The sequence below is a fragment of the Hydrogenophaga sp. ANAO-22 genome (assembly GCF_042466645.1).
In the GTDB taxonomy this organism is placed as follows: domain Bacteria; phylum Pseudomonadota; class Gammaproteobacteria; order Burkholderiales; family Burkholderiaceae_C; genus Hydrogenophaga.
In genome coordinates, this window is sequence record NZ_CP159956.1 from 130,710 (window position 1) to 155,992 (window position 25,283).

General features: G+C 71.4%; 24 protein-coding genes and 1 pseudogene. 13 read left to right on the forward strand and 12 right to left on the reverse strand.

The genetic code is table 11. From position 1 onward, the window contains the following. Positions 1-58 precede the first annotated feature (58 nt). From ABSY19_RS00630 to ABSY19_RS00650, 5 genes are read right to left on the reverse strand one after another with little or no spacing between them, the layout of a single operon-like run. A complete protein-coding gene (locus ABSY19_RS00630; protein ID WP_382158138.1) occupies positions 59-952 on the reverse strand; it encodes a universal stress protein in 894 nt (297 codons plus the stop codon). A gap of 48 nt (positions 953-1,000) precedes the next feature. Continuing rightward, positions 1,001-2,170, reverse strand: a complete 1,170-nt coding sequence (locus tag ABSY19_RS00635; RefSeq protein ID WP_382158140.1) for an ABC transporter permease — start codon at positions 2,168-2,170, stop codon at positions 1,001-1,003. Beyond that, positions 2,167-3,354, reverse strand: coding sequence for an ABC transporter permease (locus ABSY19_RS00640; RefSeq protein ID WP_382158142.1), 1,188 nt, complete (start codon positions 3,352-3,354; stop codon positions 2,167-2,169). Before ABSY19_RS00640 ends, ABSY19_RS00635 begins: the two co-directional genes overlap by 4 nt. A gap of 8 nt (positions 3,355-3,362) precedes the next feature. Further along, on the reverse strand, positions 3,363-4,346 hold the full coding sequence (locus tag ABSY19_RS00645) for an HlyD family secretion protein (RefSeq protein ID WP_382158144.1): 984 nt from the start codon (positions 4,344-4,346) through the stop codon (positions 3,363-3,365). Between the two features lie 4 nt (positions 4,347-4,350). Further along, positions 4,351-5,724 (reverse strand): TolC family protein, encoded by a 1,374-nt coding sequence (locus ABSY19_RS00650; RefSeq protein WP_382158146.1) that lies wholly within the window; start codon positions 5,722-5,724, stop codon positions 4,351-4,353. Positions 5,725-6,042: 318 nt separating this feature from the next. Here ABSY19_RS00650 and ABSY19_RS00655 point away from each other — a divergent pair. Together ABSY19_RS00655 and ABSY19_RS00660 are read left to right on the forward strand one after the other, a co-directional pair. Continuing rightward, positions 6,043-6,957: pseudogene (locus ABSY19_RS00655) on the forward strand (bifunctional enoyl-CoA hydratase/phosphate acetyltransferase); the annotation flags it as partial. Further along, positions 6,954-8,177, forward strand: coding sequence for an acetate/propionate family kinase (locus ABSY19_RS00660; RefSeq protein WP_382158148.1), 1,224 nt, complete (start codon positions 6,954-6,956; stop codon positions 8,175-8,177). The pseudogene ABSY19_RS00655 and the gene ABSY19_RS00660, both read left to right, overlap by 4 nt. Here the strand turns inward: ABSY19_RS00660 and ABSY19_RS00665 are convergent. Beyond that, positions 8,140-9,303 carry an HPP family protein gene (locus tag ABSY19_RS00665; protein ID WP_382158150.1) on the reverse strand — a complete coding sequence of 388 codons (1,164 nt, stop codon included), beginning with the start codon at positions 9,301-9,303 and terminating at the stop codon, positions 8,140-8,142. The genes ABSY19_RS00660 and ABSY19_RS00665 overlap by 38 nt on opposite strands. Positions 9,304-9,450: 147 nt before the next feature. On the opposite strand from ABSY19_RS00665, the gene ABSY19_RS00670 reads away from it, so the two are divergent. Then, complete coding sequence (locus ABSY19_RS00670) at positions 9,451-9,873, forward strand: group III truncated hemoglobin (protein ID WP_382158151.1); 423 nt, start codon at positions 9,451-9,453, stop codon at positions 9,871-9,873. Next, positions 9,864-10,310: an RrF2 family transcriptional regulator gene (locus ABSY19_RS00675; protein ID WP_382158153.1), complete on the forward strand. Its 447-nt coding sequence runs from the start codon at positions 9,864-9,866 to the stop codon at positions 10,308-10,310. The genes ABSY19_RS00670 and ABSY19_RS00675 overlap by 10 nt, the downstream gene beginning before the upstream one ends. Before the next feature lie 4 nt (positions 10,311-10,314). Here the strand turns inward: ABSY19_RS00675 and ABSY19_RS00680 are convergent, their stop codons facing one another. Genes ABSY19_RS00680 through ABSY19_RS00695 form a run of 4 tightly spaced genes read right to left on the reverse strand, consistent with a single transcriptional unit; the run spans position 10,315 to position 13,726 of the window. Then, a complete protein-coding gene (locus ABSY19_RS00680) occupies positions 10,315-10,941 on the reverse strand; it encodes a flavin reductase family protein (protein ID WP_382158155.1) in 627 nt (208 codons plus the stop codon). Positions 10,942-10,965: 24 nt separating this feature from the next. Then, the gene (locus tag ABSY19_RS00685) at positions 10,966-11,958 is read right to left on the reverse strand and encodes an NAD(P)-dependent oxidoreductase (RefSeq protein ID WP_382158157.1); all 993 of its coding nucleotides are present in this window, start codon (positions 11,956-11,958) and stop codon (positions 10,966-10,968) included. Between the two features lie 26 nt (positions 11,959-11,984). Further along, on the reverse strand, positions 11,985-12,857 hold the full coding sequence (locus tag ABSY19_RS00690; protein WP_382158159.1) for an amidohydrolase family protein: 873 nt from the start codon (positions 12,855-12,857) through the stop codon (positions 11,985-11,987). Then, complete coding sequence (locus ABSY19_RS00695; protein WP_382158161.1) at positions 12,854-13,726, reverse strand: hypothetical protein; 873 nt, start codon at positions 13,724-13,726, stop codon at positions 12,854-12,856. Before ABSY19_RS00695 ends, ABSY19_RS00690 begins: the two co-directional genes overlap by 4 nt. A 181-nt stretch (positions 13,727-13,907) precedes the next feature. Here ABSY19_RS00695 and ABSY19_RS00700 point away from each other — a divergent pair, with 181 nt between their 5' ends. The 4 genes from ABSY19_RS00700 to ABSY19_RS00715 all read left to right on the forward strand — a co-directional run bounded on the left by ABSY19_RS00700 (position 13,908) and on the right by ABSY19_RS00715 (position 17,639). Beyond that, a complete protein-coding gene (locus ABSY19_RS00700; RefSeq protein WP_382158163.1) occupies positions 13,908-14,894 on the forward strand; it encodes a Bug family tripartite tricarboxylate transporter substrate binding protein in 987 nt (328 codons plus the stop codon). Between the two features lie 6 nt (positions 14,895-14,900). Continuing rightward, positions 14,901-15,869 (forward strand): D-2-hydroxyacid dehydrogenase, encoded by a 969-nt coding sequence (locus ABSY19_RS00705; RefSeq protein ID WP_382158165.1) that lies wholly within the window; start codon positions 14,901-14,903, stop codon positions 15,867-15,869. A gap of 80 nt (positions 15,870-15,949) precedes the next feature. Continuing rightward, positions 15,950-16,768 carry a helix-turn-helix domain-containing protein gene (locus ABSY19_RS00710; protein ID WP_382158167.1) on the forward strand — a complete coding sequence of 273 codons (819 nt, stop codon included), beginning with the start codon at positions 15,950-15,952 and terminating at the stop codon, positions 16,766-16,768. Between the two features lie 100 nt (positions 16,769-16,868). After that, positions 16,869-17,639, forward strand: a complete 771-nt coding sequence (locus ABSY19_RS00715) for an HpcH/HpaI aldolase/citrate lyase family protein (protein ID WP_382158169.1) — start codon at positions 16,869-16,871, stop codon at positions 17,637-17,639. A 4-nt stretch (positions 17,640-17,643) separates the two neighbouring features. Here ABSY19_RS00715 and ABSY19_RS00720 read toward each other — a convergent pair whose 3' ends face one another. Continuing rightward, complete coding sequence (locus ABSY19_RS00720; RefSeq protein ID WP_382158171.1) at positions 17,644-18,261, reverse strand: FMN-binding negative transcriptional regulator; 618 nt, start codon at positions 18,259-18,261, stop codon at positions 17,644-17,646. A gap of 74 nt (positions 18,262-18,335) precedes the next feature. On the opposite strand from ABSY19_RS00720, the gene ABSY19_RS00725 reads away from it, so the two are divergent. Genes ABSY19_RS00725 through ABSY19_RS00735 form a run of 3 tightly spaced genes read left to right on the forward strand, consistent with a single transcriptional unit; the run spans position 18,336 to position 22,090 of the window. Then, positions 18,336-20,561 carry a patatin-like phospholipase family protein gene (locus tag ABSY19_RS00725; RefSeq protein WP_382158173.1) on the forward strand — a complete coding sequence of 742 codons (2,226 nt, stop codon included), beginning with the start codon at positions 18,336-18,338 and terminating at the stop codon, positions 20,559-20,561. Positions 20,562-20,577: 16 nt separating this feature from the next. Continuing rightward, on the forward strand, positions 20,578-21,156 hold the full coding sequence (locus ABSY19_RS00730) for a hypothetical protein (RefSeq protein ID WP_382158175.1): 579 nt from the start codon (positions 20,578-20,580) through the stop codon (positions 21,154-21,156). Between the two features lie 43 nt (positions 21,157-21,199). Beyond that, positions 21,200-22,090 carry a RibD family protein gene (locus tag ABSY19_RS00735; protein WP_382158177.1) on the forward strand — a complete coding sequence of 297 codons (891 nt, stop codon included), beginning with the start codon at positions 21,200-21,202 and terminating at the stop codon, positions 22,088-22,090. A gap of 33 nt (positions 22,091-22,123) precedes the next feature. On the opposite strand, the gene ABSY19_RS00740 is transcribed toward ABSY19_RS00735, so the two are convergent. Further along, on the reverse strand, positions 22,124-22,906 hold the full coding sequence (locus tag ABSY19_RS00740; RefSeq protein ID WP_382158179.1) for an IclR family transcriptional regulator C-terminal domain-containing protein: 783 nt from the start codon (positions 22,904-22,906) through the stop codon (positions 22,124-22,126). A gap of 151 nt (positions 22,907-23,057) precedes the next feature. Between ABSY19_RS00740 and pobA the strand changes: the two genes are divergently transcribed. Then, a complete protein-coding gene (gene pobA, locus ABSY19_RS00745) occupies positions 23,058-24,248 on the forward strand; it encodes a 4-hydroxybenzoate 3-monooxygenase (RefSeq protein ID WP_382158181.1) in 1,191 nt (396 codons plus the stop codon). A 104-nt stretch (positions 24,249-24,352) separates the two neighbouring features. Then, positions 24,353-25,264, forward strand: a complete 912-nt coding sequence (locus ABSY19_RS00750) for a CoA transferase (RefSeq protein WP_382158183.1) — start codon at positions 24,353-24,355, stop codon at positions 25,262-25,264. Positions 25,265-25,283 lie beyond the last annotated feature (19 nt).

Sequence of the window (25,283 nt, forward strand, 5' to 3'; positions counted from 1 at the left end):
ACGCCCCGAACTGTTGTCCTGACGCCCCAGACGGGCCCGTTCGTCGGAGCCGCTGGACTCAGGCGGCCTCTGGTGGCACCACCAGCACGTCGTTTTCGGCCATTTCCAGCACGCGCTGCGCCACGCTGCCCAGCAGCAGGCCGAGCACGCCACGGCGCTGCTGCGTGCCCAGCACCACCAGGTCCGCCGGGTGCGCCTGCCCATGGGCGTGCAGCAGCAGGCCCGTGTCGCCATGCTCCAGCCAGGTGCGCAGGCGCAGGCCCACATCGCCGGGCAGTTCGCACGACTGGATGAAGGCCTCGGCCTCGCGTTCGGCCTGGGCCAGGCCGTCGGCGCGCACCTTGGTGGTGTCCACGCCGCCGATCGCGGGGTACGGGTTGTCGAAGGCGTGGAACAGCGTGAGCTCCGCCTGGGGAAAGAGCGCGGCGGCGGTGCGCAGGGTGTGGCGCGACGCGGGCGAAAAATCGCTGGCCACGATCACGTGGCTGTAGGTCGCGCGCGGCCGGTTGCGCACCACGAGCAAAGGCACGGGCGAGCGGCGCGCCAGGGCATCGACCGTCGAGCCCAGCACCACGCGGCTGAGCGCCTCGTTGCGCGCCACACCGGTCACGATCAGGCCGCTGCCCTCGGCCGTCGCCACGGTGAGCACGGTGTCGGTCACGGCGCCCTGCTCGACCCGGGGCACCAGCGGCAGGTCACCGTCCTCGCCCGCGAGGTCGGCGCGCAGCCGCTGCTCCACCATCGCCCGGCGCGCGGTGCCGCCGCTCAGGCCCGATGCGCGCGACAGCACCGAGGTGGGTGCCTCGGCCGGCTCGGGTTCGACCACCGTCAGCGCGACCAGGCGCGCGTCCCACTCGCGCGCGAGGCGCACGGCGCGGTCCAGGGCGCGGTCGCTGCGGCTGCTCAGGTCGGTGGCCAGCAGGATGTGGCGCGGGGTGGCGGGTGTGCTCACGCGAAAGCTCCTTTCAAGGTGACCGGCACGCGGAGCGGGCCGTCGGGTTCAGACCTTGGAAGATACCAAACGGTCCTCGGCGCGCCAGCGCCACAGGCCCGCCGCCGTCGACACCAGGCACACGGCGGCCAGCGCGGCGGCCTCCGTCGCCACCTGGGCCAGGCCCGCGCCCAGCTGGTTCAGCGCGATGAAGCCCTGCACGCCGGCAGTCGAGGGCACGAGCCAGCGCAAGGCCTGCAACGCCGGTGGCAGGGCTTCCACCGGCCACGACAGGCCGGTGAGGAACATGAACGGCAAGGCCGTGCACAGCAGCAGTTGCACGCTGCGCTCGCGCGTGCGAAAGAGGCTGCCCAGCAACATGCCCAGCGCCGCGACACAGAGCGCGAACAGGGCCGCGAACAGCAGCAGGCCGCCGAAATTGCCCGCCCGGGGGTAGTCCTGCCACCACAGCACGAAGCCGAAAAAGTACAGGCTGTTGGCAAAGGCCACGGTGGCGAAGGCCAGCAGCATGCCGAAGTAGGCGGCGCTGCTGCGCCGGACCGGGAAGGCGCCGCGCTCGCGCCAGGTGCCGAACAGCAGCGTGATCGCCAGCAGCAGCGTCTGCTGGATGATCAGCACCGCCACGCCCGGCACGATGTAGGCGCCATAGCCTTCGCGCACGTTGAAAAGAGCCACCGCATTGACGTTGACCGGTTGCCGCTGGGCCATGGCCTGGGCGGCCGAGGGCGTGCTGGCCGCCAGCCGCTTGAGTTCGATGCCGGCCGAGACCGTGCCCACGGCCTCGGCCAGGCCGTTGAGCGCCACCTTGTTCATCATCATGTACACGCCGTTGCCGCTGATGTCGACCTCCGCCCGGCGACCGCTCAGGACCTTGCTCTCCAGCCCGGGCGGGATCATCAGCACACCGGCGATCTCGTTCTTCCAGAGCAGGTCCTGCGCCTCGCGAAGGTCGGGCGTGACCCGTCGAATGTCCACGGCGGGGTGCGCCGCGACGTAACGGGTGATCTGGCGGGAGATCGCGCTGAGGTCCTGATCGACCACCGCGACCGGCACCTGCTGCACGCTCTCGCGCGAATAAGGCAGCGGATAGAAAAACGAGTAGACGATGCCGCCCACGAACAGCAGCATGATGGCGCCGACATCGCCGAGCATGGCGCGCCAGGTCGCCACGAAACTGCCGATCAGGCTGGCGGGCGCCGGCGATGGACGGCCGCTCATGTGCGCCCCCAGGCCGAGGGCTGGCCCGCCCGCTGTTTCAGGATCAGCAGCCCGGCGCCGCCGGCCACCACCGCAAAGCCGAGCAGGACCAGGGCATCGCCCACGCCATAGGTCCAGGGCGCGCCGGCCAGCCAGTGTTTGCCCTGCAGCTGCAGGTAGTGGGTCAAGGGCAGCGCTTCGGCCCAGGCGCGCGCCAGCGGCGGCATGGCGCTCAGGGGATAGCCCTGGCCCGAGAAGGCAAAGGCCGGCGCGGTGACGAAGGCCGCCGCCGACAAGGCGTTGCGCAGCGTGAGGGTGACCGCGATCATGAGCAGGCCCAGACCGAGGTAGGCGGCGATCAGCAGCCACAGCCCGACGACGATCATCGCGCCGCTGCCTTCGATCGCCCACCCGCGCACGAAGCCGAAGAACACCACGAACAACACCGCCTGCACGGCAAAAGCCAGCGCGGGGATCACCAGCTTGCCGGCCACCGCCGTGCCCCAGCGGCCTCCCGCGCTCTCCAGCCACTGCGGCACGCTGCCCGCGCGCAGCTCGCGGCCGACCGCGGTGATGGCCGCGAGCGCCACGAAGATCTGCAACATGGACGGGATCAGCGCGAGCACCAGGAAGGACTCGTAGTTCGCGTTCTCGTTGTACAGCGTGCCCAGCCGCAGGCGGATCGGCTCGAACTGCTCCGCGGCCTGCGCCGCCGAGGCGCCGCGCTTGCCGCGCGCCGTGATCTCGATGCCCGCGCTCAGCGTGGAAACGGCGGTGCGCACGTCGCGGGTCAGGCCGCCCGCGTGCACCGAGAACTGCCCGTTGTAGAACCAGGACACGGTGGCCGAGCGCCCGGCCCCGATGTCGTGCTGGAACGAGGCCGGCACGACCAGCAGCCCATAGGCGCGGCGCTCGCGCAGCCAGGCCGTGGCCTCGGCTTCGCTCCCGACCGCCGCCGCCACACGCACCCCCGGCGACCCGTCCACCAGGCGCAGCAGCGAGCGCGACAGGCTCGACTGGTCCCGGTCGATCACGACGATCGGCAGGTCGCGCGCGATGCCGGCGGCGAACATCCACCAGAGGAGCAGGCACACGCCCAGCGGTATCCAGGTGAGCATGCCCAGGTCCCAGGCATCGCGCCGCAAGCGTTGCCACTCGCGCCGGACCACGGGGCCGAAGCCGGTCGCGTTGGCGGTGGTCTCCACGGGCGGGCTCAGGGTGCGGGGAAGACCACGCTCATGCCCGGTCGCAGTTGCGCCACCGGACTGGCTGGGCGCAGCCGGATCTCGAAGGTGCGCAGGTCGGTCCCCCCCGGTCGCGCGGCGCGCCAGGTGGCGAAGTCGGGCAGCACGCCGACCGACGACACCACCAGTTCGATGCTGCGCCGCAGCGCCGGCACCTCGGCGGTGTGCCGGCTGCCCACCGCATAGTCCGCCATCGCGTCCTCGCGCACCTGCAGCACCGCCCACACGTCCTGCAGGTTGACCAGGGTGATCACCGGGAAGCCCTGCGGTGCGATCTCGCCGGGCTGGATCTGGATCTTGCTCACGTCACCGGCGGCGGGCGCCGTGATGCGCGTCTCGGCCAGCGCCACCTCCGCTTCCGACAGCACGCCGCCGACCTGCTGGGCCTGGTACTGGGCGGCCGCCTTGTCTTCCGGGCGCGCGCCCTTGCGCGCCATCTCGTACTGCGCCCGCGCCGCATCGGCCTGCTGCTGGGCCGCCCGCCACTGGGCCAGGGCTTCGTCGCGCTTCTGCCCGGACAGGATGCCCTCGGCGAACATGGTCTGCACCCGGTCGTGGGTGGTCTTGGCCAGTTGCGCGCCGGTCTTGGCGCGCTCCCAGTTCAGGCGCGCGGCCTCGACCTCCTCCGGCCGCGCACCGGCATTGGCCTTGGCGGCCACGGCCGAGGCCGCCGCCTCGGCGGCGCGCGCCTGGGCGATCTTGGCGGCCACTTCCGGGCTGTCGAGTTCGAACAGCAGATCGCCGGCTTTCACGGTCTGCCCCAGGTGCACATGCACCGTGCCGACGCGGCCAGGCACCTTGGACGACACATTGATCTCCTGCGCCTCGATCTGGCCCTGCAGCGGCAGCGGCTGCGGCGTGAAGGCCTTCCACAGCCCCCACGCGAGGAAGGCGACGACGGCCACACCGAGGATGGCGAGAAGGACGCGCTGGACTTGGGAGGGCATGGGCATGGGCTTACTCGGCTGGGGGAGCGATCTTGATGTCGGCGTTCTGCGCGAACTCGGCCAGGCGCTGGGGTTGGCCGCTGGCCTCCAGCAGGCGGGCCAGGGCCATGACGTAGTCGTAGGCGGCCTGCACGCGCTCGGTGTCCACCTTGAGCAGGTTCAGGCGCGCATCGGTCAGGTCCAGCGAGGTGCTCTGGCTCTGCTGGAACGACACGGTCTGCAGGCGCAGGTTCTCGCGGGCCAGGCGGATGGTCGAATCCATCGACAGGAACTGCGCGCGGGCGTTCTGCAAGGCCCGCCACTGGCTCTCGATCAGGGTCGGCACGTCGCGCTGCGCCTGCTCCTCCAGGGCGCTCACGCGCTGTTGATCAAGGATGGCGGCCTCCTTCATCTTGCCCCGGTCGATGCGGTCGATCAGTGGCACCGACACCAGGATGCCCACCGCCCAGTTGGGCTGCACCAGCTTGTCGCTGCTGCGGTTGAAGTTGTAGTTGCCGATCGCCAGCACCGTCGGCAGCTGGCCGCCGGTCTGCAGCTTCAGGGCCTGGTCGGCCTGGGTTCGCTTGCTCGCGATCTTGTCCCAGGCGGGGTTGTGGGCGAGCCCCGCGTCGATGAAGGACTGCAGCGTGCCCACCGATGCCGAGTTGACGAACAGCGGCGTGGTCAGTGGCGCGGGCGAGGCCGCGCCCAGCAGGCGCGTCAACGCCACCTGCGCGATCTCGAGGTCGCTCTGCGACCTGGCCAGGTCGCGCCGCGCGCCGTCGAGCGCCACGTCGGCCTTGAGCCGCTCGGCGGTCGCGATCAGGCCGGTCGCCTCCAGGCGCTGCGCGGCGCGCTGGTGGTCGGCGATGCCCTTGGCCGCCGCGCTGCGCAACTGCACCGCGTGCGTGGCGAGCTGCAGCGAGAAATACCGCTGGGCGACGGTGGTCGACATCTTGTCTTCGACGTCCCGGGCCTCGGCCCGGGCCTCGTCGGCCTTGCCCGCTTCCAGCCCATGGATGGCTTCGAGCCGGCCGCCGGTGTAGATCGGCCAGTTGGCGCTCAGGCCCAGGGAATGCAGGTTGAAGGTGCGGTTCACCGACACCGCGTTGGGAATGGGCGGAATGGACAGGCCGCCGGGCACGACCGACCCCAGCGAGCCCGCGGCATTGGCCAGCGGCGAGGTGTCGAGGTTGAAGGTGGTGGCGACCCGGCCCGAAAAGCCCGAGAGCGACAGGGCCGGGCCCCCCAGGTGGGCCAGGGCCTCGGCCTTGAGGTCTTTGGCCTGCGCGTCCATGCGCGCGTTGCGCACCTGGCCGGACGCCTCCTGCGCCTGTTGCAGGGCCTGCGCATAGTCCAGCCCCTGCGCCAAGGCCGGTGCGCTCAGCGCGAGCAGAGCGGCCACGGAAACAAGGCTTCGCCAGTGGCGTGAAAAAGGCTTGGTCATCGGGACATTTCGCAGCGATGAAGGCATGTTGGACTGGCTGTAGAAAGTACCGGTGCCGCCCGTTGTTCCCCTGCGAGAACACCCCACCCAGGCGGCGAAACGAACATACCACAGCCACCCCGCTGGCGGCCTCGATGCCCTCGGGTGGCATTAGGGAGGTGCCTCCATGGCGGAAGCACATGCCATCATCGCCATGGCCCCGCCTTCCCGCACCAGGACCCGCCCGACATGAAGCTCCCCGACCCTCCGCCAGCCCACGGCGTGCAACTCACCCCCGAAGGCCTGCCCCGCCTGCTGGCACAGGCCGGCGCGCTCGGTGCCATCCGCGTCGCGGTGGTGCACCCCTGCGACGAACTCAGCCTGCGAGGCGCGCTCGATGCGCGAGACGCCGGCCTGATCGAGCCGGTGCTGGTCGCGCCGCGAGCGCGGCTGGAAGAGCTGGCCGCGCAAGCCGGCCTGGACCTCTCGGGCCTGGGCATCGAGGACGTGCCGCACAGTCACGCGGCGGCCGCGCGCGCCGCCGAACTGGCCGGGCGCGGCGAGGTCGAGGCGCTCATGAAGGGCAGCCTGCACACCGACGAACTGCTCGGCGCCGTGCTGAGCGCGTCGGCCGGCCTGCGCACCAAGCGCCGCCTGAGCCACTGCTACCTGATGCAGACGCCCGCCTACCCCCGGCCCTTCATCATCACCGACGCGGCCATCCACATCGCGCCCACCCTGGAGGAAAAGGCCGACATCGTGCGCAACGCGATCGAGCTCGCCCACACCATCGGCATCGACCTGCCGCGCGTGGCCATCCTCGCCGCGGTGGAGACCATCAACCCGCGCATGCCCGCCACGCTGGACGCCGCCGCCCTGTGCAAGATGGCCGACCGCCGCCAGATCACCGGCGCCCTGCTCGACGGCCCGCTGGCCTTCGACAACGCCATCTCGCCCGAGGCCGCGCGCGTCAAAGGCATCGATTCGCCCGTGGCCGGCCGTGCCGACGTGCTGGTCGTGCCGGACCTGGAAAGCGGCAACATGCTCGCCAAGCAGCTCGAGTTCATGGGCCATGCGGCCAGCGCCGGCATCGCCATCGGCGCGCGCGTGCCCATCGTGCTCACCAGCCGCGCGGATTCGCGCGCCACGCGCCTGGCCTCGTGCGCCATCGCCGTGCTGCTGGCGCACCGCTACCGGGTCAGCCGACCATGAGCGGCATGGTGCTCGTGCTCAACGCGGGTTCGTCCAGCATCAAATTCGCCCTCTTCGACGCCAGCGGCCCCACCGTGCCGCGCGAGCCGGCCTGGAAAGGCCAGGTGCGCGGCATCGGCGGGCCGCAGCCCACCACCGCCGACACCGACACCCCCGAGACCGCGCTGGCACTGGACCCCGCGCAGCCCTACCACGAGGCGCTGGCCCACATCCTGCGCCGCGTGCGCGCCCACCTGGGTGCCACGCCACTGCGCGCGGTGGCGCACCGCGTGGTGCACGGCGGCCGCCAGTACTTCGACCCGGTGAGGGTGGACGCGGCCGTGCTGGCCGATCTGCAGCGCTACATCCCGCTGGCGCCGCTGCACCAGCCCTTCGCGCTCGACGCGATCCAGGTGCTGCTGGCCAGCGACCCTCAACTCCCGCAGGTGGCCTGCTTCGACACCGCCTTCCACCACACCCTGCCCCAGGTCGAGCAGATGCTGCCCCTGCCCTACGCGGCCTGGGAACGGGGTCTGCGGCGCTACGGCTTTCACGGCCTGTCCTACGAATACCTCTCGGTGGCGCTGCCCGAGCGGCATGGCGAGCTGGCGAAGGGCCGGGTGATCGCCGCGCACCTGGGCAGCGGCGCCAGCCTGTGCGGGCTGCAGGGCCTGCGCAGCCTGGCCACCACCATGGGCTTCTCGGCGCTGGACGGCCTGATGATGGGCACGCGCACCGGCTCGCTCGATCCCGGCGCGGTGATCTACCTGATGGAGATCGAGAAGCTCAGCCTGGCCGAGGTGGGTCGCGTGCTGTACCACGAGTCTGGCCTGCTGGGTGTGTCGGGCGTGTCGTCCGAACCGCGCCGGCTGTTCGCCGAGGAGGACCGCGACGACCTCACCGGCGAACGCGTGCGCGCCGCGCTGGCGCTCTACGTGCGGCGCATCGTGCGCGAGATCGGCGCGCTGGTGGCCGTGCTCGGCGGCCTGGATCTGCTGGTGTTCACGGCCGGCGTGGGCGAGCACAGCGCCGAGATGCGCCGCCGCATCTGCCGCGACCTGGGCTTCCTGGGTCTGGCCCTGGACGAGGCGGCCAACGAAACCAACGCGGCGCTCATCTCCGCGCCCGGCAGCGCGGTCGCGGTGGCCGTCGAGCCGACCAACGAGGAATGGATCGCCGCGCGGCACGCCGCCGCGCTGGTGCTCAGTCCGCCGGCCGCGCCACCCGGTGCAGCGCCCTGACCAGGTCCGACTCGGTGATGATGCCGGCCAGCCGGCGCTCGGTGTCGATGATGGGAATGTGGTGGTGCCCGCCTTCCGAGAACAGCGGCACCAGCTCGCTCACGTGCCGGTTGATGCTGGCCACGCGCACCTCGCGCGTCATCAGCTGGCCCACCACCTCCGGTTTGTCCGAATGCACCGCGCCGCTGCGCCGCATCAGCGCGCGGAAGCGGTCGCCGATGCCCTCGTGCCGGTCCAGCTCGGCGTGCCGCATGAAGTCCGACACCGTCACGATGCCCACGATGCGCCGCGCCCGATCCACCACCGGCAGCGCCTTGATGCGGTGCTGGCGCATCAGGCCCCAGGCCTCGCGCAACGGGGTGCCGAAGGACACCGCGATCGGCTCGGGCGTCATGATGTCGCCGCAGCGCAGGCTGCCGAAGTTGCGCTGGTAGGCCGCCGACTCCGCGTGGTGCAGCAGCTCCTCCAGGTCGTCGCGGCTCACGTCCAGCACCTGGTTGTAGTGCGCCAGGGCCGCGTCCAGGTCGACCGCGCTGAAGCGGGCCGGCGCGGCGGTCGGCTCGTGCGGGGCCCGCACCTGGGCGTGCGGGTAGCGCCGCCCGCTCAGGCTGTTGTAGACCACGCCCGCCACCACCAGCAGCAGCGAGTTCACGAACATCGGGAAAGCCGCGAAATGGAAACCCACCGCGCCCAAGGAGGTCAGCAGCGCGGTCGCGCCGCCCGGCGGGTGCAGGCAGCGCAGCGCGAACATGAGCGCGATCGCGGCCGCCACGGCCAGCGCCGCCGCCCAGGCCGGGTCGGGCACCAGCATGGCGCAGGCCGCGCCCACCAGCGCCGAGAGCGTGTTGCCGCCCACCACCGACCAGGGCTGCGCCATCGGGCTCGCGGGCAGCGCGAACACCAGCACCGCACTGGCGCCCAGCGGTGCCACCAGCCAGGGCCCCATGGCATTCGCCCCCGCCCACCATCGGCTCACCAGGGCCGTGAAGAGGATGCCCAGGCCCGCGCCGGCCACGCTGCGCCAGCGCTCATGGGCATCGACGCGCACCGGTGCCGGCCAGAACGCCGCGAGGAAACGGGTGGCGCCTTCGAAGCGCGCGACGGGAGGCTGGCCATCGGGGTTCAATCGGGTCTCCGGAAGTCTTGAGATGGATCAAGGAAGCGCCGCTTTGGCGGCCCTGGCGCACACGGGGGTGCCCGATCTCCCATAAGATTGATTCTAGATGGATCTTTTTGCGCGCCGAGGGCGCGGGGTCCGCGCACAGGAAGCATCATGAGCGTCATGGCGGTCTGCACCGAGGAAGAGGTTTCGAGCATGGTCCATGCGTTCTACGCGCGGGTGCGGCGCGACGAGGTGCTCGGCCCCATCTTCAACGCCCACATCCACGACTGGGACAACCACCTGGCGCAGCTGGTGGACTTCTGGTCTTCCATCCTGCGCCGCACCGGCCGTTTCACCGGCATGCCCATGCCACGCCACGCGGCCCTGCCCGGTCTCACCCCGGCCCTGTTCCAGCGTTGGCTGGCCCTCTTTCGCGAGACCACCGGTGCCCTGCCCAACCGCGCCATGGGTGAGCAGGCCTTCGCCATGGCGCAGCGCATCGCGCAAAGCCTCTGGTACGGCTACCAGCTGAGCAACAGCCCGGACGAGATGCCCGCCGACCTGGTGCTCGACGGAGGCCCGCCGTGCGCCTGACCACCATGACCGACTACGCCCTGCGCCTGCTGATGTACCTCGCGCAGCAGCCGGATCGGCTGTGCACCATCGCCGAGGCCGCGCAGGCCCACGGCATCTCCGAAGCCCACCTCATGAAGGTCACGCACCACCTCGGTCTGCTGGGCTGGATCGAGACCGTGCGCGGCAAGGGCGGCGGCATGCGGCTGGCGCGCGCGCCCCACGAGATCGGCCTGGGCGAGGTGGTGCGCGACATGGAGCCCGACTTCCACCTCGTCGAGTGTTTCTCCACCGGCAATACCTGCGTGCGCACGGGCGACTGCGCCCTGACCGGCGTGTTGCACAGCGCCCTGCAGGATTTCCTGGCGCGGCTCGATGGCGTCACGCTGGCCGACATCGTGCCCACGCGGCCCCTGCCGGCCACCCGCGTCGCGGTGCACCGCGTGGCGGTGCGCTGAGGCCTCAGGCCCGGGGCGGGTTGGGCCGGCCCAGCTCGACGATGGGCCCGGTGGAGGCGTACTGGTTGCCGCCCAGGCGCGTGAGCGGGCGCGTGCGCACCACGTCGAAGCGCCCGCTGGGCTCGATGAACTGGTCGTCGAGGTGCAGCGCCACCACGCGGCCGAACACCACGTTGCTGAAGGTGTCGCCGGGGCCGACGGGCTCGATGTTCACGATCTGCAGCAGCTGGCATTCCATGCAGGCGGGCGAGGCGGCCACGCGCGGTGGCCGCACCTTGTGGCTGGCGGCCTTCTCGAGGCCGGCGATCTCGAACTCGTCGGTGCCGTGGGGCGCGTTGAACGAGGACAGGTTCATCTGCTCGCGCAGATCCCAGGTCACGAGGTTGGTGACGAACTCGCCCGTGGCGCGCACGTTGGCGATGGTGTCCTTCACCTCGCGGTCGTCGGGCGCGTTGCACGAGAACATGACCACCGGTGGCGCGGTGGACACCAGGTTGAAGTGCGAGAACGGCGCGAGGTTGACGCGGCCGTCCGCGCTCACGGTGCTGATCCAGCCGATGGGCCTGGGCGCGACGATGGCGTTGAAGAGGGAGCGCTTGAAGTCGGTCGCGGTGTCGAGGTCGATGTACATGTCAGAAGAATTCCGGGAAAAGAGTCAGGGCGTGGCGTTGACGATGGCGGCGCCCGCTTCACCGCGCACCACCTTCGCGAGGTTGTCGGCGGCCTGCTGGCGGCGGCCGAAGAAGCCCTCCCAGGTCCACGAGGCCACGTGCGGCGTGCTCAGCACGCGCGGGTGGGCGAGCAAGGGGTCGTCGCGCGCCGGGGGTTCGGGGTCGAACACGTCGAAGGCCGCGCCGGCCAGGCCGCCGGCATCCAGCGCGGCGATCAGCGCGGGCGCATCCACCAACGTGGCGCGCGCCGTGTTGATCAGCACGGCGCCGGACTTCAGGCGCGCCAGCGCCGCCGCATCGAGCAGCGGGCGGTCGCCGGGCAAGGCCGGGCAATGCAGCGACACCGCGTCGCTCTGCGCCAGCAGTTCGGCCATGTCCACCGCGCGCACGCCCTCGGGCAGGTCGCGGGCCAGCGGGTCGTGCACCAGCACGCGCACGTTCCAGCCCGCCACGCGCTGCGCCAGCGCGCGGCCGATGCGGCCGAAGCCCACGATGCCCAGCGTGCTGCCGTCCAGCCCACCGGCGAACACCTGGGGGCTGCGCCAGCCGCCGCCCTGCAGGTAGCCGCGGGTCCACACATGCAGCTGCTTGCGCAGCGCCAGCAGCAGGGTCATGGCGTGCTCGGCCACCGCCACGGAGTCGTTGCCGCCGGGCGTGTTGCAGACGGCAATGCCCAGGTCGCTCGCGGCCGCCACGTCCACCGTGTCCACACCGACGCCGATCTTGCTGATCACCTGCAGGCCGGGCAAGGCGGCCATCACCTCGCGCGTGACGCGGATGCCGCCGGAAATCAGCACGCCCTGGCAGCCTTGGGCATCGGCGATGAAGTCGGCCTCCAGGTGGCGGCGGTAGTCGGGGTCGCGGTTGGGCTTGCCCAGGCGCACGTCGAAGCCCTGTTCGCGCAGCCAGGGAATGCTGGGGTCGTCGGGCATCACGCGTTCCCAGATCAGGACGGGTTCGTTTCTTTGGGCGGTCATCGGAAGCATCTTCTCGGGAATGGGGATCAGGCGTCGGGGAAACCGAACACGCGGGCGGGGTTGTGGACCAGGATCTGCTCGCGCAGGGCCGCGTCGGGCACGGCGCGCGCGAGCAGCTCGACCAGGTCGGCGTCGTTGGGCATGGTGGTCGTGGCCACGTCGTACAGCGGGTGCGGCCAGTCGGTGGCCCACAGCATGCGCCAGGGGTTGAGGGCAACCACCCGGCGGATCAACTCGACCGCGTCGTCGTAAGGCGGTGCGAAGCGGTGGTCCACGCGCGAAACCTTCACCCACCAGTGGCCGCGCGTGACGGCCTCGCGCAGGAAGCGGAAGCCCTCGCCGTCGAGGTCGCCCGGGTTCAGGTAGGCCAGGTGGTCCACCACCACCTCGGCGCGGATGTCCAGCAGCAGGCGCGCGTGCGCCGCGAGTTCGTCGGCGGTGGCGTGCAGCGAGATGCTCCAGCCCAGGGCCTCGGCCCGGCGCACCTGGCGGCGGAAGGCCGTGGTGTCGAAGGCCGCGCCGAAGCGCGAGAGGATGTTGAAGCGCGCGCTGCGCACACCCGCCGCATGCAGCTCTTCGCAGGCCGCGTCGGACACGCTGTCGTCGAGCAGGGCCACGCCCCGGTAGCGCGCCGGGTCCGCGCGCAAGGCGGTGAGCAGCACCGCGTGGTCGTTGCCGTACACCGAAGGCTGCACCAGCACCGCGCGCTGCACGCCCAGCCGCTCGTGCAGTGTGCGCAGCTCGTCGAGCCAGGCCACCGGTGGCTCGTAGCGGCGGCCGGGCAGCAGCAGGTCCACGCGCGCGGGGTCGAAGACGTGGACCGCGCAGTCGCACGACAGCGGCGGCAGCGCCACCGCCGGCTCGCGCGTGTCGCGCCGCCAACCGTGGTGCGCGTTCACGCGGACGCCGCGCTGGCGCTGTAGTCGCCGGCGTTGTGCACCCAGCCGCGCGCGATGAAGTCCTCGCGCGGCGGGCTGAACAGGTCGAGCAGCAGGTGGTGGCCGTCGCCCACGCCCTCGGTGGTGTGCACCAGGTCCACCGGGACCACCACCAGCGAGGGCGATGGCGCAGCCAGGTGCTCGTCGTCGCGCCAGAGGTTGGCGTCCTTGCCCCAGTTCACCCGCAGGTGGTGGACGAAATTCCCCGCCAGCGCGAGCGAGCCTTGCTCCAGGTCGCCGTGGCTGTGCGGGCTCAAGGCCTTGCGGTCGCGCACGCCGTGGTACGACACCCAGTTGATGCTCAGCGTGTCGGTCTGCAGCATCTTCAGGCGCGGGTTGTCGGCCGGTGCCGGCACCTGGGCCATGTCGAACACCTGCACCAGCGGCGCGCCGGGCTTGCGGCGGAAGGGGCGGCCGGTGGGCTTGATGCGCGCGTCCGGCTCGGCATACGCAGCCTCGTTGAGCACCGTGGCGGGCTCGATGTCGGGACGGTTCGAAGCGATCACCGCGCAGGTGCCGGGCGCGGCGAGCCGCACGCTGGAGCGGCCGGCGGCCAGCACGCACACGCTGCCCGCGTTGGGCACCACCACGCTGGGCCCCTGCCCGGCTGGCGAGATGACCGCGCCCGCATCGGGAAAGACCAGCAGCATCTCGGCCGTGCTCTCGACGTCGAAGGGCTCGGTACCCGCCTCGATCCACTCCACGATGAGGTTCTGCGCGCGCATGCGCCGATGGCGGTTGCCCGCGACCGTGAGCGCGGGATGGTCGAGAAAGGCCGCGAAGCTGCGCGGACGGACACCGGGGGACGAAGGAGCGGGCGTGGATGGCATGAAGGGTGCGTGGAATGGATCGGGAATGCGGTGATCATCACCCGGTCCGCACCCGCGAGGCAATGCGAACGCGGCCGTTTTCTGCCTGCCGGAAAGCGGGCCGAGTTTCGTTGACACCCCTGGAGCCACTCGGGAATCATCGATCCATTCCCCTTTCTTCCATCGAGACCCGGAGACATTCATGACATCAGTTCAACGTTCCCTGCTCGGCGCGCTGGCCGGCGCCGCCCTCGCGCTGGGCACCGCCACCGCGCACGCCCAGGCGGACGACTTCCCCAACAAGCCCGTGCGCCTCGTGGTGCCCTTCGCCGCGGGCGGCACCATGGACCTGTTCGGCCGCCTCGTGGGCGGTGAAATGGCCAAGGCCCTGGGCCAGACGGTGGTGGTGGAAAACATGCCCGGCGCCGGCGGCTCCATCGCCACCGGCAACGTGGCGCGCTCCGCGCCCGACGGTTATTCGATCTGCTTCTGCGCCACCGGCAGCACCGTGATCCTGCCGCTGATGGACGCCAAGCTGCCCTACAAGGTCGCGACCGACCTGCCGCCCGTGGGCCATGTGCTGCGCATCGAGCAAACCATCCTCGTCAACGCCGAGAAAGGCGCGCCCAACCTGGCCGCACTGATCAGCAAGGCCAAGGCCAAGCCGGGCGGCATGTTCTACGGCACACCGGGCAACGGCACCTCCAACCACCTGGCCGGGGAGCTGTTCAAGATCGCCGCCGGCCTGGACATTGGCACGGTTCACTACAAAGGCGAGTCCGCCGCCGTGCTGGACCTGCTCACCGGCCAGATCGACTTCATGGTGGCCTCGGTCTCCTTCGCCGACCCGCAGGTCAAGTCGGGCAAGCTGCGCATCCTCGCGCTCACCGGCCCCAAGCGCGTCTCCGCCTACCCCGACGTGCCTACCATCGCCGAATCCGGCTACCCGGGCTACGAAGCCACCACGCAGGTCGGCCTGCACGTCGCCAAGGGCACGCCCCAGGCGCGCATCGACAAGCTCAACGCCGCGATGAACACCGCGCTCAAGAGCAAGGAACTGCTGGATCGCATGGCCGCCAGCGGCGTCTCGCCCGTGGGCGGCACGCCCGACGGCTACGCCGCCTTCCTGCGCCAGGAGAACGACAAGTGGGGCAAGGTGATCAAGCAGGCCGGCATCAAGCTGGAGTAAGCCGACATGCCGACCACCCTGTTGATGCTCCCGCCGCAGATCCCCGCCACCCGTGACTGGGCGCAGCGGCTGGGCGCGGCCTTGCCCGAGCTGAAGATCATCGTCGCCGAAACCGACGACGAGGCCCTGGCCGCCATCCCCCAGGCCGACGCGGCCGTGGGCACGCTCACGCCCGCGCTGCTGGCCGCGGCACCGCGCCTGCGCTGGCTGCACTCGCCGCTGGCCGCGCCGCCCACCGGCTACTTCTTCCCCGAGCTGGTCAGCCACAGCCTGACCGTGACCAACGTGCGCGGCATCTTCAACGACCACATCAGCGCGCACATCCTGTCCTTCGTGCTGGCTTTCTCGCGCGCGCTGCACCGCTTCATTCCGCAGCAGCAGCGCGGCGAGTGGCTGCAGCCGCCGCGTTACGAGGGCACGGTCTACCTGCCCGAAGCCACCGCGCTGATCGTGGGCGTGGGCGGCATCGGCGCGGAAACCGCGCGCCTGCTCGCCGCCTTCGGTGTGCGCGTGATCGGCACCGACGCGCAGCGCACCGCGCCGCCCGAGGGCATGGCCGAGCTGCACCCGGCGCAGGCGCTGGACGCCCTGCTGCCGCGCGCCGATTTCGTCATCGTCACCGTGCCGCACACGCCCGAGACCGAAGGCCTGTTCGACCGCGCGCGCTTGCAGCGCATGAAGCGCGGCGCCTTCTTCATCAACATCGGGCGCGGCATGACCACGCGGCTGGACGACCTGCTCGCCGCGCTGCAGGCCGGCGAGGTGGGCGGCGCCGGGCTGGACGTGTTCGAGCAGGAACCCCTGCCCGCCGGCCACCCGCTGTGGACGCAGCCCGGCGTGTTCATCACGCCGCACGTGGCCATGTGGGGGCCCTATTACAACGAGCGCCGCTACGAGATCCTGCGCGACAACTGCGAACGCTTCCTCGCCGGGCAGGCGCTCGTCAACCGCGTCGACAAGGCGCTGTGGTACTGAGCCGGGGCCGCGCCATGGAGCTCAAGGGTATGATCCGCTCCCCCTCCCGCCCCTGCGGGAACGGACCGACGACGATGCCCATGGCCGACGACCCCGACGCCTCCGACGACCACCCCAGCGGATCGATCCGGGCCATCTCGCGCGCGCTGCAGATCCTGCGGATCATGAACACGCAGCCGACCTGGAGCCTGCACAGCCTGCACCTGCAGACCGCGCTGCCCAAGTCCACCATCTTCCGCATCCTGCACACGCTGCAGCACGAAGGCTATGTGCGGCTGGAGGGCGGCGTGGGCGTCTACCGGCTCACCGAGAAGATCCTGGAAATGAGCGGCGGCTTCACCGAGAAGTCGCTGCTGGTCGAGGTCGGCTCGCCGCTGGCGCTGCGCCTGACCAAGGCCATCAAGTGGCCGGTGGCGCTGGGCGTGCTCGACGGCGACGCCATCGTGGTGCGCTACAGCGGCATGCCCTACAGCCCGATCGCCGCGCACTCCACCACCATCGGCCGGCGCCTGGGCCTGGCCGACACCGCCATGGGCCGCGCCTACCTGGCGTTCTGCCCGGAAGTGGAGCGCGAGATCCTGTTCGACATGCTGCGCGCCGCGCCCGGCGGCAGCCAGCTCGGCCACGAGGAACTGCTGCTGCAGGAACTCGCGGCCATCCGGCAACAGGGCTACGCCGTGCGCCAGCCCAATCCGCAGCGGCGCACCGCCACCCTGGCCACGCCGGTGATGCACCGCACCGAAGTCGTGGGTCTCATGGGCATGACCACCTTCGGCAACCTCATGACACCGGCCACGGTGACGCAGTGCGCGCCGCAACTGCAGGCGGCGGCCGCCGCCGTGAGCGAGGCCTACGCCACGCGGCTGCCGCCCAGCCCGGACACCGGCGTGCCTTTCTGACCTGCGGAAAGTCGCGCCGCGGCGCTTGCCGCGCCGGACCGGCACCATGACCATGGCGGCTTGGGCAACAACGCCCGCCATCCACAGGAAACACCGCTCGATGAAAACACGGGGCCACATCCGCCAGCGCGAACTCACACTGGGCACGTTCGTGAAAACCGACTCCCCCCAGATCACCGAGATCCTGGGCACCACCGACCTCGACTTCGTCGTGGTGGACGCCGAGCACGCGCCCTTCGACCGCCTCGCGCTGGACCGCCACATGATGGCCGGGCGCGCCAGCGGCATCCCGGTGCTGGTGCGCATCCCCGACACCGCGCCCGCCACCATCCAGTCCGTGCTCGACCTGGGCGCCGCCGGCCTGCTGGTGCCGCGCGTGGACAGCGCGGCGCAGGCCCGCGAAGTGGTCTCGCGCGCCCGCTACCGCCAGGGCAGCCGGGGCTTTTCCATCTCGCCGCGCTGCGCCGGCTACGGCACGATGCGCATGGCCGATGCGCTGGACGCGGGCGACCAGACGCTGATCCTGTGCCAGATCGAAAGCCCCGACGGCGTCACCGAGGCCTTCGACATCGCCTCCACCCCGGGCGTGGACGGCCTCTTCATCGGCCGTGCCGACCTCGCGCTGTCGATGGGCCTGGACGACAACCGCGCGCCGGCCGTGTCCGAGGCCTGCGATCGCATCATCGGGGCGGCGAAGGCGGCCGGTGTGAGCGCGGCCATGTTCGTGCCCAACGAGGCCGAGGCCCTCGCCTTCCGCGGGCGCGGCATCGACTGCTTCGTGGTCTCGTCCGACCAGTCGCTGCTGCGCCAGGCGACCCAGCAGTTCGCGGCGGCCAGCACCGCGCTGCGCCAGACCGCCGCGCGGCGCTGACGGCTCAGGCCGCCATGCCCAGCCGGCGCATCCAGCCGGCCAGCGCCTGCTCGTCGGCGTTGCCGGCCTGGTAGGCCGCCAGCATGGCGGCGTGCGACTCGGGCCGGTGCTGGTTGAGCTTGACCTTGCACTGAAGCTTCGTCACCCGCAGTTCGAAAGCGGTGATGCCCTGCATCAGCTTGTGCTGGAAGTCCTCTTCCAGCCCGCGCCACTGGTCCGCGTAGGCCGGGTCGTGGTCGTGGATCAGGTGCTTGAGCAGGCGGTCCTTGTGGTCGAAGCCGTCCAGCACGCGCGCCTGCACCGTGGCGTGCACCGCCAGGTAGTTCCAGGTCGGCACGCGGGCCAGATCGGGGTAGACGCGCGGCGTCATGTAGGCATGCGGCCCGAGAAAAGTCACCACCGCCTGCGGGCGCGCCGCCAGGTAGCGCCCGTGCGGGTTGGGCTTGGCGCAGTGGCCCAGCAGCGTGAGGCCACCGCCTTCCTCCAGCAGGTGCAGCGGCAGGTGGGTGACGAAGGGCAGGCCCTCGTCGTCGGTGGAGATCAGGCTGGCGAACGGGTGCGCGCGCATCAGCTCCAGGGCGATGGCGGGGTCCTTGGCAACGAACTGTGGGGGCAGGTACATGGGGCGGCCTCTTGTGGGAACAGATCACTGTAACGCCGGTTCGCTTTCGCCACGCTCGCTCCTATCATCCGCGCATGACCCTGCGCATCGCCTTCGCACTGGTGTGCTCCCTCGCCTGTCTGAACGCCACGGCCCAGACCGGCGGCCCTGTGGCCCCGGGCAGCGGCCCGGCCGCGCAGCGCCCCCGCATCGCCCTGGTGCTCTCGGGCGGCGGCGCCCGGGGCGGCGCGCACATCGGAGTGCTCAAGGTGCTGGAAGAACTGCGGGTGCCGGTCGACATGGTCGTGGGCACCAGCGCCGGCGCCATCGTGGGCGCGGCCTACGCCACCGGGCTGCCGCTGGCCACCATCGAAGAAGAAATGAAGGGCCTGAGCACGGCCACGCTGTTCCACGACGTGGTGCGCGACAACCTGCCGATGCGGCGCAAGGCCGACGACGCGGCCAACTACGTCGGCCCCGAGATGGGCCTGGGCCCGCATGGCCTCTCGCTGCCCAAGGGCGCGGTGGCCGGCGTGGCGCTGGAGGCCGTGCTGCGCCGCCTCACCGCGCGCCAGCGCAGCGTGAACTTCAACCACTTCCCGGTGCCCTTCCGGGCCATCGCCACCGACCTCGCCACCTCCGAGATGGTGGAGCTCGACCACGGCAGCCTCACCCAGGCCGTGCGCGCGAGCATGGCCATCCCGGCCGTCATCAGCCCGGTGGAGCTCGACGGCCGCCTGCTGGTCGACGGTGGCGTCACACGCAACCTGCCGGTGGACGTGGCGCGCCGCATGGGCGCGGACATCGTGATCGCGGTCAACATCGGCACGCCGCTGCTGCGCCGGGAAGACATCACCTCCCTGCTCTCGGCCTCCGAGCAGATGCTGCGCATCCTCACCACGACCAACGTCGCGCAGTCGCTCAAGGAGCTCGGCCCGCGCGACGTGCTCATCACGCCCGACCTCAGCCGCGTGAGCAGCAGCGACTTCGACCACCTGGCCGACGCCGCCCGGGCCGGCGAGGCCGCCGCGCGAGCGGCCCGCAATGCCCTCGCCGTCCACGGCCTGAGCCCAGCCGAATTCACCGCGCTGCTGGCGGCGCGCGAGGCGGCGCAGGACCCCGGCGGGCAGCGCATCGACGCCATCAAGGTCAGCGGCACGCAGCGCGTGAACCCGCAGGCCGTGCTCGACGGCATGCAGACCCAGGCCGGCCAGCCGTTCGACGCGAACCGCGTGGACCAGGACCTGCAACGCCTGTACGGCTGGGGCGACTTCGAGGCGGTGAGCTACACCTTCAGCGAAGAACCCGGCCAGGGCCGCGTGCTCACCGCCCGCGTCACCGAAAAATCCTGGGGCCCGCACTACCTGCGCTTCGGCCTGGGCCTGTCGTCCGACTTCGCCGGCGGCTCCTTCTTCAACCTGCTGGCCACCCACCGCGCCACCTGGCTCAACCGCCTGGGCGCCGAATGGCGCAACGACATCCAGATCGGCCAGACCGACCGCCTGCGCACCGAGTGGTTCCAACCCCTGCATCCCACGCAACGATTTTTCGCGGCGGCCCACCTGGGCGGCGAGCGCAGCCCCTTCGAGCTGTTCAGCGACGAGGGCGTGCGCGTGGCGCGCTTCCGGCTGGAGCACTACGGCTACGGCGCCGACCTGGGCCTGCAGCTCGGCACGCAGGGGCAACTGCGCCTCGGTGTGCAGCGTGGCCGCGTGCGCCTGCAGAACGACACCAGCCTGCTGCCGCCCGGCCTGTTCGAGGCCGACGCCGACACCGCCGCCCTGGTGCTGCGCCTGCAACTGGACACGCTGGACAACGTGCGCTTTCCGCGCGCGGGCTACGCGCTGGACGTGAAGCTGCACCAGTCGCAACCGCGCTGGGGCGCGAGCGACGACTACCGCAAGCTCTCCGCCGCGTTCCGCACGGCGGTGGGCTTCGGCCGGCACGCGCTGGAGTTCTCCGCGCAAGGCGTGAAAGCCAGCGGCGGCACCCTGCCCGCCTACGAGACCTCCTTCCTGGGCGGCTTCCAGCGCCTCTCGGGCTACAAGACCAACGAGGTCTTCGGCAACGAATTCGTGCTCGGCCGCGTGAACTACAGCCACCGGCTCACCAACGTGGGCTTCCTGGAAGGCGCCTATGCCGGCGTCTCGCTGGAAGCCGCGCGCATCGGCGACACGGCCTTCGGCTCGCAACGCGAGAAGAGCCGCTACGGCTTCGCCGTCTACCTCGCCATGGACACGCCCCTGGGCCCGGTTTACCTGGCCCTGGGGCGCGGCGACCACCGCCGCCACGCGGCCTACTTCTACCTGGGGCAGCCCTGACCACTGCCATACCGCCATGGACCTCCTGAACCACCCCGCCTTTCAAAGTCTTGTGCTGCCCCTGCTGCTGTGCATCGGCGGCGTGGCGGCCCTGCTGCGCACCACCGGCCCCAACCGGGCCGCGCTCGGCGCCGCCCTGGGCCTGCTGGTGGCGCTGGCCTGGTTTCCCGGTTTCGACTGGCCGGCCACCGCGCGCGCGCAGAAGCTGCCCTGGGTCGCGCTCGCGGGCACGGTGATCGCGTCGCTGCTCCTGTGGCGAGCGGCCCGGGGTCTGCCCACCCCGCGCCCCTGGTGGCGCGGCATCGCCCTGGCCGCCGTGCTCACCGTGGCCTGCCTGGGGCTGGCCGCGGCGGCGGGGCTCGGGGGTTCGCTGCTGCTGGCCCAGCTGGCGCTGATGGTGGCGGTGGCCACCGCCGTGCCGGGCCTGTGGTCGTGGTGGCGGCCCTCGTCCGGGCTGTGGATGGCACCGGCCGCCCTGCTGCCCCAGTTGCTGGCCGCGCTGTGGATCGCGGCCGCCCTGCCCATGGCGCCGTGGAACGCCGGGACCGCCGACACCGCCACCGACGACCTCTACTACACCCCGCAGTGGAAATGACCCCACGCCCCGGGACCCCGCGCTCAATGCGATGATGGCCGCCATGCCATCACCCACGGACGCCACGACCGCCCAGGACATCCCCGCCGACTGGCCCGCGCTCTGGCAACAGATGCTGCAGGCCCGCACCACGGGCCAGGCCGCGCCGCCGCTGCGCTGGTGCGCGCAGCAAGGCTGGCAACTGGCGCCCGAGGGCGACGCGCGCAGCGCCGAGCTGTTCACGCTCTACAAGCCCTTGCTCGATGCGCGCCAGGCCGGGGGCGGCGCGCCCTGGGCCGTGGCCCAGCTCGGCCAGAGCCTGGACGGTTTCGTGGCCACCGTCACCGGCGACTCCTACTACGTGAACGGCCCGCACTGCCTGCTGCACCTGCACCGCCTGCGCGCGCTGTGCGACGCGGTGCTGGTCGGTGCCGGCACGGTCGCCATCGACAACCCGCAGCTCACCACGCGCCGCGTGCCCGGCCCGCAGCCGGTGCGGGTGGTGGTGGACCCGGCCGTGCGGCTGGACGGCCAGTCGCGCGTGTTCCGCGATGGGCAGGCCCCGTCCCTCTGGGTCTGCGACGCGCGGCACGCCGCGCTGGCCCGCGAGCGCCTGGGCAGCGCCCCCGCCGAGGTGCTGGCGGTGGACGGCCTGCTCGACGACAGCGGTGAGGGCTACCGGCCCGCGCTCGTCGCGCACGCGCTGGCCGCGCGCGGCCAGCGCGTGCTGTTCGTCGAAGGCGGCGGCATGACGGTGTCGCGCTTCTTCACCGCCGGTGTGCTCAGCCGCCTGCACCTCATCATCGCGCCCGTGCTGATCGGCCAGGGCCGGCGCGGCCTGCGCGCGCCCGCGCACGACGTGATGGCCGACTGCCCCCGCCCGCCCACGCGCACCCTGCCGCTGGGCGAGGACATGCTGTGGGACCTGGACCTCAGCGGCTCGAGCCGCGCGTGAAGTCCCACCCGGACAGGGGCATGGGGGGCGCGCTCAGAGCAAGGGCCGCAGCTCGCGCGCCGCGTCCAGCAGCAGCGGCAGCAAGTCCTTCTGGAAAACCGGTCCCTCGAACCGGTCGGGCGCGGCCACCACGTTGAGCGCCGCGACCGTGCGGCCCTGCATGTTGCGCAGCGGCACGGCCAGCGCGAACACACCCAGCTCGTGCTCCTCTCGCGCAATGGCCATGTCATCGCTGCGCACCTGGGCGATCACGGCGCGAAAGGCCTTGTGTTCCACGGTGGTGTGCGGCGTCAGCCGGGGCAACTCGCGGCCCTTGAGCCAGGTGGCGAACTCGGCGCGCGGCAGGCCCGCGAGCAGCACGCGGCCGGTGGAGGTGGCGTGCGCGGGCAGGCGCGCACCGAGGTGCAAGCCGTAGGCCATGAGCCGCTGGCCACCCAGCGAAACATTGCGCGCCACGATCACGACCTGGTCGCCGTCGAGCACGGCGGCCGAGTAGGACTCGCGCGTCTGCGCCGCGAGCCGGTTCAAGGTGGGCTGCAGCAGGCGCGGCAGGCGCGCCGAAGCCAGGTAGCTGCCCGAGAAGCGCAGCACCTTGGGCGAGAGCCAGTAGTGGCTGCCGTCGGACTCCAGGTAACCGAGGTGCGCCAGGGTCAGCAGGTGCCGGCGCGCCGCGGCGCGCGTGAGACCCGCGCGCTCGGCGGCCTGGGTGGCGTTGAGGCGCTGGCGCTCGGTGTCGAAGCTCTCCAGCACCGCCATGCCCTTGGCCATGCCTTCGATGAAATCGGCTTTCGCCATGGGAGGGGGGGCTGTGCTCATGGGTCGATTATGCCCAGGGGCATCCGAATTTGCGCGGTGATCGCGCAAGACTTTCGATCATCGCGCAAAGGCGTCTGCGCACCGTTGCGCTGGCGGGGCCCCGTTTTTAAGCTGCGTTCGTTGCACTTCACGCCATTCCAGGAGACACCCCATGCGAACCCAGGTCGCCATCATCGGCGCCGGCCCCTCCGGCCTGCTGCTCGGACAGCTGCTGCACAAGGCCGGCATCGACAACATCATCGTCGAACGCCAGAGCGGTGAATACGTGCTCGGCCGCATCCGCGCCGGCATCCTCGAGCAGATCACCACCGACCTGCTGCGCGAAGTGGGCGTGGGCGAGCGCCTGGACGCCGAAGGCACGGTGCACCACAGCATCGAACTGGTGTTTGCCGGCACCCGCCATGCCATCGACGTGCACGGCCTGACCGACGGCAAGGTCGTGACCGCCTACGGCCAGACCGAACTCACGCGCGATCTCATGGAGGCGCGCAGCGCCGCCGCGCTGCCCACCGTGTACGAAGCCGCGAACGTGGAGGTGCTGGACTACGACAGCGACCACCCCAAGGTGCGCTACCAGAAGGATGGCCAGACGCACGAGATCGAGTGCGACTTCATCGCCGGCTGCGATGGCTTCCACGGCGTGTGCCGCGCCAGCGTGCCCAAGGGCGCCATCACCGAGTTCGAGAAGGTCTACCCTTTCGGCTGGCTCGGCGTGCTGGCCGATGTGCCACCGGTCTCGCCCCACGCCATCGTCTACGCCAACAGCGAACGCGGCTTCGCCCTGTGTTCCATGCGCAGCCTCACGCGCAGCCGCTACTACGTGCAATGCCCGCTGGACGACAAGGTCGAGGACTGGAGCGACCAGCGCTTCTGGGACGAGCTGCGCCTGCGGCTCGACCCCGAGATGGCGTCGCGCGTGATCACCGGCCCCACCATCGAGAAGAGCATCGCGCCGCTGCGCAGTTTCGTCGCCGAGCCGATGCGCTTCGGCCGCATGTTCCTCGCGGGCGACGCGGCGCACATCGTGCCGCCCACCGGCGCCAAGGGCCTGAACCTGGCGGCCAGCGACGTCAAGTACCTCTCGGGCGCGTTCATCGAGTACTACAAGGACAAGACCTCCGCCGGCATCGACACCTACTCCGAGCGCTGCCTGCGCCGCGTCTGGAAGGCCGAACGTTTCTCGTGGTGGCTGACCTCGCTGATGCACCGCTTCCCCGACACCGCGGGCTTCGGCCAGAAGATCCAGGAGGCCGAGCTCGACTACGTCGTGAACTCGGTCTCGATGTCGCGCTCGCTGGCCGAGAACTACGTGGGCCTGCCGCTGAACTTCGGCGAACGCTGAATCAGCGCACCCCAGGACGACGGGCGACGGTGTCGCCCGTTGGCGCTTCTGCGGCCGGACTTGCGGGTACATTGCGGCGACACCCTTTCCACAGACCCGCCGCCATGAGTTCATCCCCCCGCCCTGCCCCCGCCCTCCAGCCGCTGCGCGGCGTTCGTGTGCTCAGCCTCGCGCTGAACCTGCCCGGCCCGGCCGCCTTCATGCGCCTCAAGGCCATGGGCGCGCGCTGCGTCAAGGCCGAACCCCCGGCGCCCAAGGGGACTCCTGCGGGTACCTCGGGCGACCCCATGGGGCAGTACAACGCCCGGGCCTACGCGACCCTGCACGATGGCATCCGCGTGATCTCGATCGACCTGAAGTCCGAGAAGGGCCAGGCGGCGCTGCACAAGGAACTGGCGCGCACCGACGTGCTGCTCACCTCCTTCCGCCCTTCGGCGCTGGAGAAGCTGCAACTCGGCTGGAAGGGCCTGCACAAGCGCCACCCCGGGCTCTCGGTGGTGGCGATCGTGGGCGCGCCCGGTGCCCGGGCGGAAGAGCCCGGCCATGACCTCACCTACCTCGCGGACGCGGGCCTCGTCACCGGCCTGGACCTGCCGGCCACCCTGTTCGCCGACATGGGGGGCGCGCTCATGGCCAGCGAAGCCGTGCTCAAGGCCGCGCTGGTGCAGAAGACCCAGGGCAAATCCAGCTTCCAGGAGGTCGCGCTGTCGGACGCGGCCGAGTGGCTCGCCCTGCCCCGCACCTGGGGCCTCACCCAGCCCGCCGGCGCGGTGGGCGGCGCCCATGCGGGCTACCGCGTCTACCCCTGCAAGGACGGCCGCGTGGCCGTGGCGGCCCTGGAGCCTCATTTCGCTGCCGCGCTGTGCGCCGCGGCGGGTCTGCCGGCGTCGGACCTGCGCTCGCTGTTCAAGCCGGAGACGCACGCCGCGATCGCGGCCTTCCTTCAGGGCCGCACGCGAAAGCAGCTGGACCGGCTGGCGGTGGAGAAGGACATTCCGCTGCACACGCTGGCCTGACCCCGGCCAGCGAGCGGAA

Bases quoted from the DNA above. Each gene is read 5' to 3' on its own strand.
- ABSY19_RS00715 (WP_382158169.1), top strand. From the start codon at position 16,869: ATGAAAACACGGGGCCACATCCGCCAGCGCGAACTCACACTGGGCACG.
- ABSY19_RS00645 (WP_382158144.1), bottom strand. From the start codon at position 4,346: ATGCCCATGCCCTCCCAAGTCCAGCGCGTCCTTCTCGCCATCCTCGGT.
- pobA (WP_382158181.1), top strand. From the start codon at position 23,058: ATGCGAACCCAGGTCGCCATCATCGGCGCCGGCCCCTCCGGCCTGCTG.
- ABSY19_RS00730 (WP_382158175.1), top strand. From the start codon at position 20,578: ATGGACCTCCTGAACCACCCCGCCTTTCAAAGTCTTGTGCTGCCCCTG.
- ABSY19_RS00710 (WP_382158167.1), top strand. From the start codon at position 15,950: ATGGCCGACGACCCCGACGCCTCCGACGACCACCCCAGCGGATCGATC.
- ABSY19_RS00685 (WP_382158157.1), bottom strand. From the start codon at position 11,958: ATGACCGCCCAAAGAAACGAACCCGTCCTGATCTGGGAACGCGTGATG.
- ABSY19_RS00695 (WP_382158161.1), bottom strand. From the start codon at position 13,726: ATGCCATCCACGCCCGCTCCTTCGTCCCCCGGTGTCCGTCCGCGCAGC.
- ABSY19_RS00670 (WP_382158151.1), top strand. From the start codon at position 9,451: ATGAGCGTCATGGCGGTCTGCACCGAGGAAGAGGTTTCGAGCATGGTC.
- ABSY19_RS00725 (WP_382158173.1), top strand. From the start codon at position 18,336: ATGACCCTGCGCATCGCCTTCGCACTGGTGTGCTCCCTCGCCTGTCTG.
- ABSY19_RS00740 (WP_382158179.1), bottom strand. From the start codon at position 22,906: ATGAGCACAGCCCCCCCTCCCATGGCGAAAGCCGATTTCATCGAAGGC.
- ABSY19_RS00720 (WP_382158171.1), bottom strand. From the start codon at position 18,261: ATGTACCTGCCCCCACAGTTCGTTGCCAAGGACCCCGCCATCGCCCTG.
- ABSY19_RS00660 (WP_382158148.1), top strand. From the start codon at position 6,954: ATGAGCGGCATGGTGCTCGTGCTCAACGCGGGTTCGTCCAGCATCAAA.
- ABSY19_RS00635 (WP_382158140.1), bottom strand. From the start codon at position 2,170: ATGAGCGGCCGTCCATCGCCGGCGCCCGCCAGCCTGATCGGCAGTTTC.
- ABSY19_RS00680 (WP_382158155.1), bottom strand. From the start codon at position 10,941: ATGTACATCGACCTCGACACCGCGACCGACTTCAAGCGCTCCCTCTTC.
- ABSY19_RS00735 (WP_382158177.1), top strand. From the start codon at position 21,200: ATGCCATCACCCACGGACGCCACGACCGCCCAGGACATCCCCGCCGAC.
- ABSY19_RS00750 (WP_382158183.1), top strand. From the start codon at position 24,353: ATGAGTTCATCCCCCCGCCCTGCCCCCGCCCTCCAGCCGCTGCGCGGC.
- ABSY19_RS00700 (WP_382158163.1), top strand. From the start codon at position 13,908: ATGACATCAGTTCAACGTTCCCTGCTCGGCGCGCTGGCCGGCGCCGCC.
- ABSY19_RS00705 (WP_382158165.1), top strand. From the start codon at position 14,901: ATGCCGACCACCCTGTTGATGCTCCCGCCGCAGATCCCCGCCACCCGT.